The sequence below is a fragment of the Nodosilinea sp. LEGE 07298 genome, assembly GCF_015207265.1.
Taxonomy (GTDB): domain Bacteria; phylum Cyanobacteriota; class Cyanobacteriia; order Phormidesmidales; family Phormidesmidaceae; genus Nodosilinea.
This window is the reverse complement of record NZ_JADEXE010000427.1, coordinates 1-4,462: the sequence shown is the minus strand read 5'-3', so window position 1 is coordinate 4,462 and position 4,462 is coordinate 1. Positions and strand designations below refer to the sequence as shown.

The window sequence follows — 4,462 nt, the reverse complement described above, 5'->3', positions numbered from 1 at the left end:
GTGCGGAGTTGTTCGCCCAGGTGCGTTCGCTGGTAAACACGGCTCGCCGTCAAAGCATCTCTGCCTTTGACGCTATCTCCCGTGCCCTTACCTCACAGCAGGCTGATTGGCTACTGAGTTGAGCAATCACGTGCACCCTGCTAAATCGGGGGTAGCCAAGCAGAATTTGGCATGGGCTAGTTGATTGTGTAATTTTTAGTGTAAGTGAAGGTTCTCACAGGCTTCGTCTCTTGGAGGTTGGCCAATATTTTTGATCTAGGCGGCAGCACTGAATTATGATTAAAGAAACAGCCTACTTACACTAACAATTACACTATTTAGAATGGGGTGGGCTTAAATTTAGGCCATGACCTGTGATCAGCCCTGGCTGTGAGGATCTTCAGCCGCTTGGGCGAACGTTGCATAGGAGTCGTCCGTAAATAAACTACTGAATTCAAGCCTGCTGGGACTACAGATTCAACCGTATAAGCCATCAGCAATCCGGTACCTTAATCCCGAACGGATCCATAGGCTTCTTTCTGTCTTTTCGCTAAGTCACATGATGAATCAGGGCCATGCCGAGACGAATTAACCCCCAATGCCTGCACTGTGCTCAGCTCTCTGTGGAGCAGGCTCGGCAGCTTCATGGGGAGCAGGGCGATGGTTGTTGGGAAGAAAGCCGGTGTCATCGGCGGCGATCGCACTACCGTAACCGCCGTGATAACAATGCCTCTCGTCGCAGCACCTATCGCCAATCTGCCCAAGAAAATCAGGCGGGCCAAGGCCCTGAAACGATCTCTGTTGCGATCGCACTCAAGCCCGTTGCCTACCTCTACCTCTATCGTCAAAAGCGCCAAGATGCCCCTTTACACGCCCTATCTGTCTCTGTGTGGGAAGGAGAGCAGCATTTGCTCGATGTCACCCCCATCCACTGCGCCGGGATGAGAAACCAAAAGATCCAAGAATACTTGGTGGACGTGTTAAAGACCCTGCGCGAACGATATGGGATTACAAAATTTGAGCCTGAAATTCGTTTAGAACCCACTGAATGCCCGATTAAAAGCTGCCCCCTCAAACCTCATTTAGTGGCTGAGGAGAGCCAATGAACTTCAAACAACTGGAACTGGAGCTGGAATTGGTTCTAGAAGATGCCGCCGAAAATCCGTTGCTGGCAGATGTCCAAGCTCTCTGGCAACAGATTGAACCTTTTTGGGGTCAATTAACGATTCAAGAGCAGCTTCAGCTTGGGGGGAGGGCGATCGAACAATTAGCTGAGTTGCACTGGTCTAAGGCTCAATCGCTACTAGACGATTGGGAGAATACCCACGATCCCCAAGAACCCGCTTTGCCGAGTGATTGGTTGCAAGGCCTCGTTCGGCAAACACAGCACGTAGACCTTTCTGAGTTGACGACCCCAGCAAAACGGAGACATAAGCCTAGAACTACAGACCCTAAGCCAGATGAGGAGACGGTTGTAGGGGCGGTACCCAAAGAAAATATTTTGAAAATGTTAGACCAGGTGGAGCTAGCGGAGGAAAAGGCAGCCTCCTTGGCCGTGGCCCATGAGGAACGAGTGCAAGATTGGGTTGCTGAAATTAACGCCTGGTTTCAAACTCATCCACAACCAATTTATCTTCTACAGCTTCGTGAGCAACTGGGATGGCCGCTGGTGCAGCTATGGTTATGTCTGCTGTTGGGCGGCTTTGAGCTAGAAATCGCGGATCAGTACTTTTATAGCCTGCATATATTGGTATCTGCTAGCCCAAGCAAGGCATAGCTCCGCAAATTGGCTGTACTTCTCCAAAAGGAAGCCTTCTGGCTAGAGACTCGCAAGAAAATAAGGTACTTGCTGATCGGCCTTCGACTTCGCTCAGCCCTCGATCACTAAAGGTTGAGCGAAGTCGAAACATGGCTGCCTGGTACACCATATAACCCGCAAATCCCTTACCTATGCTTGCATCCCCACAACCGTGATAATTCCAGAATTATCACGGTTACTTGCAGCTAGATTGGCCAAAAAAGTCTTTTCGAGAGAATCTCATGGAGCGGAAGATGATCATATCCTCTCTTGGGGATCGTGCGATGCTGATGGTCAATGCTGACCTACCCCCTGCACTTCCTCGGAAGGGAAATGGATCTGTCCGTTTGGCTAGCAAACTTACCTGAACCTGAGGGTAAGGATAAAGATTACGGTTTTCTCGTTAAATACTGGAATTATCAGCTTGCGCCTAATACTATAGGGGCAGGCTACGCTACCCAGGCAAATCAATCATGCTGCAACAACGAATTGCCATCATGTCAAATAGCGGTGGTGTTGGTAAGACGACATTAGCGGTGAATCTTGCCTACCAGCTCGCTGGCATGGGTAAGAAAGTTGCCCTATTTGGCTGCGATCCCAACGGCTCTCTAACTCTATTTTGTGGATTGGACGATCCGCTCAACGCCGACGAAACCATCGATTATGTTTTGAGACCAGAATTTTCAGGCGACTATCCCCTAAATCCCGTGTGGCGAGATGTTGTCCAAGGCATTGATGCCTGCCTAGGGGGGTTAATTTTAACCGAAACCTCTCAACGCCTGGTGCTGACAAAGCGGGGTGAATATCTTCTCGCTGACAAACTAGAAGACCATCCCCTTCCCCACGATGTGGTCATCTTTGACTGCCCAGGCACGATTGAGCAAGTGCACACGGTCGCGCTGGCCGCATCTACCCATATCTTGTTGACCCTGAAGCCAGAAGACAAAGATATCGATGCCCTAGCGAAATTGCTGAACTGGATCTATGAAACCCGTCGAGATCTACGCCTCAAGCCAACGCCAGAAATTTTGGGAGTGGTTCCCAATGGCTTTAAAGATCGGGCCATGCACCGAGACAATCTGGGGCTATCTCAACTGGAGGGGTTGGAAAGCTTACCCGCCATTCTTAATCAGATGAACATACCCCTCTTTCCCACGATTAGAGATAGCGCTTATATCGCCAATGCGGCGGCGGTTGGTTTGCCGTTGGGGATCTACCGACCTAAAGAACCCATCAATGAGATCTACAAAGACATTGCGATCGCCATCACCCAAGCAACGGTAGGAGAAAACTAATGGCAAGAAATAGCAGACGCCCCATGACCAGTATGTTTGAGCAAGCTGTCGGGGCTCAGAAAGAAGAAGAGTTAGATCGCCTCAGGGCCGAAATAGAGCAGCTCAAACTGACTCAGACTAGTGGTTCTGGAGAACCTGGCTTTATTCAAATTCCGGTTGCTCAGATTGTGGCTTTGCGACTGCCGGACAACTTGAAGCAACCCCGACGCTATTTCGACCCCGAAAAGCTGGCCAAGCTGCGAGACTCTATCCAAAAACACGGTCAGGTTTTGGAGCCAATTTTGGTGCGCCGAGCCGCCGATGGCCTTTACGAAACCATCAGTGGAGAACGGCGCTGGCGCTGTTGCAAAGAACTCAGGCTCGATTTTATCCCAGCTATGGTAGTCGAGATGGGCGATGAAACGGCCCTTGAAGTTGCTCTGATTGCGCATCTTTTGAGCGAAGAGATTAGCGCCATTGAAGAGACCGATTCTATCCTCAGTCTGCTTAAGCTTAGACTGGGTCAAACCTTTGAAGAGGTCAAGCAATTCTTGATCGCCATCAAAAACTATCAATCTAGGGGTGATGGGGCTGAACTGATTGAAGCCAGCAGTGACAAAGTCGCCATCATTGAGGCGGTTCTAGAAGAGTTTGGCCTGAAGGTCAGCAGCTTTGTCTCCAATCGTCTGCCGCTGCTGAACCTCAATCCTCAAATTATCGAGGCTGTACGTTCTGGGGAGATTAGCCCTACCAGCGCTACTTTAATTAACAGGACACCGGAACACCATCAAGTTGCTCTAATCGACTTCAGCAAAACAGCTACCAAGACTCAGCTTAAGGAGAAGATTGATCACCTCAAGCAAATGGAATGGTCTCAAAGGGTAAATTCTGAGGTTGAGGGTGATAATTCTGGAATTATCATGCCAGCGAGCCACCTTCAAAGCGAAGTCGATAATTCTGGAATTATCATGACTACCGTTCCGGTTCAAGAGCGCATTTACACCCGGCTGAAGAGTATTCGGAGGCGGAAGTCGCTTTTAAAGGATCAAAGGGTGCAGGAGCATCTTGCTCAAGTGGACTCGGTGCTAGAAAAAATTGAAGCTATTGCCGGAGAAAAAGGTATTTCTCTTTCTTAAGGAGTCGCTTTCCACAGCAGCATTTAACTGCTGAGTCAAAAAAATACTCGCGGCTGCTAGGGATAAAAGTGGGGCTGTGTGTCCCTATTTGTACCCAAATGTCTCGCGGTGATGTGTCGGGTAATTTGCCCGTTAGTTGAAAAATAAAGGCTCAATACGGATTTTGGGGAGCTAGTTCAACAAGGTCTCCAATAGGTTGCCCAGCAGTGCCTTTCCTCGCTTACGGGCATTGTGTACGAACTCAAAGAACCCCAGATAAAGCGGCAGTTTCTCCT

The 4,462-nt window shown here is 49.4% G+C and carries 4 protein-coding genes and 1 pseudogene; 4 read left to right on the top strand and 1 reads right to left on the bottom strand.

Going from position 1 to position 4,462, the window contains the following annotated elements:
• Positions 1–554 precede the first annotated feature (554 nt).
• From IQ273_RS30945 to IQ273_RS30930, 4 genes are all read left to right on the top strand, one after another.
• Complete coding sequence (locus IQ273_RS30945; protein ID WP_194026927.1) at positions 555–1,085, top strand: hypothetical protein; 531 nt, start codon at positions 555–557, stop codon at positions 1,083–1,085.
• Positions 1,082–1,756 (top strand): hypothetical protein, encoded by a 675-nt coding sequence (locus IQ273_RS30940; RefSeq protein WP_194026926.1) that lies wholly within the window; start codon positions 1,082–1,084, stop codon positions 1,754–1,756. The genes IQ273_RS30945 and IQ273_RS30940 overlap by 4 nt, the downstream gene beginning before the upstream one ends.
• A gap of 494 nt (positions 1,757–2,250) precedes the next feature.
• Positions 2,251–3,072, top strand: a complete 822-nt coding sequence (locus IQ273_RS30935; RefSeq protein ID WP_228054230.1) for a ParA family protein — start codon at positions 2,251–2,253, stop codon at positions 3,070–3,072.
• Between the two features lie 23 nt (positions 3,073–3,095).
• Entirely contained in the window at positions 3,096–4,187 is a 1,092-nt protein-coding gene (locus IQ273_RS30930; protein WP_228054227.1) for a ParB/RepB/Spo0J family partition protein, read from the top strand.
• Positions 4,188–4,358: 171 nt separating this feature from the next.
• Here IQ273_RS30930 and IQ273_RS36190 read toward each other — a convergent pair.
• Positions 4,359–4,462, bottom strand: a pseudogene (locus IQ273_RS36190) (DDE transposase); the annotation flags it as partial.

Excerpts from the sequence above, each read along its gene's own strand:
- IQ273_RS30945 (WP_194026927.1), top strand. The coding sequence starts at position 555 with ATGCCGAGACGAATTAACCCCCAATGCCTGCACTGTGCTCAGCTCTCT.
- IQ273_RS30935 (WP_228054230.1), top strand. The coding sequence starts at position 2,251 with ATGCTGCAACAACGAATTGCCATCATGTCAAATAGCGGTGGTGTTGGT.
- IQ273_RS30930 (WP_228054227.1), top strand. The coding sequence starts at position 3,096 with ATGACCAGTATGTTTGAGCAAGCTGTCGGGGCTCAGAAAGAAGAAGAG.
- IQ273_RS30940 (WP_194026926.1), top strand. The coding sequence starts at position 1,082 with ATGAACTTCAAACAACTGGAACTGGAGCTGGAATTGGTTCTAGAAGAT.